This is a genomic window from Achromobacter arsenitoxydans SY8, assembly GCF_000236785.1.
Classification (GTDB): Bacteria; Pseudomonadota; Gammaproteobacteria; order Burkholderiales; family Burkholderiaceae_B; genus Achromobacter; species Achromobacter arsenitoxydans.
Map to the genome: position 1 here is coordinate 1 of NZ_AGUF01000066.1, position 503 is coordinate 503.

At 49.7% G+C, this 503-nt stretch carries 1 protein-coding gene; it reads right to left on the minus strand.

Annotation, left to right across the window (positions count from 1 at the left end):
- On the minus strand, positions 1–191 hold a 191-nt coding region (locus tag KYC_RS29035), incomplete at its 3' end, for a carbonic anhydrase (RefSeq protein ID WP_274428672.1).
- Positions 192–503: the final 312 nt, after the last annotated feature.

Genomic DNA, 503 nt, shown 5'->3' on the forward strand with positions numbered 1-503 from the left:
TGAACGAAGACTTCCCCAGGCGGCAGCGCAATAATTTGATTGGCGGGCACACGGCTATCCGAACAGCCAATCCATAAATAGTCAGGGTTTTGCTGACTCGAAAGCCGTTTAAAGTAGTCGGGGTCCTCTTCGCACATGCGCTCAGCCCAGGCACGATTGTTATCGAGAAGCGTCGAGATAGAGTCAGACATAGAGTCTCCAGCAAGATTAAATAGAGTTAAGTCGCTGATCGAAAAAGCGGAATAATAAATCTTAGTCAGTATAAGGGATTGGACAGTATAAAATAGCAGCAAATGGTTTTAACCTCCCCCGACAGTCAGGTCAATATCCTTGTTTGGCCGTCAGGGGTAGGAATATTTAACTTCACAGGAGTAAACGATGGCAGACGTTTCCGAATACGAATATGACCTCCTGGTGATTGGTGCAGGCTCCGGTGGCGTGCGTGCTGCGCGTATGGCAGCCGCCGCCGGTGCCAGAGTAGCGATTGCCGAAGACCGATACCT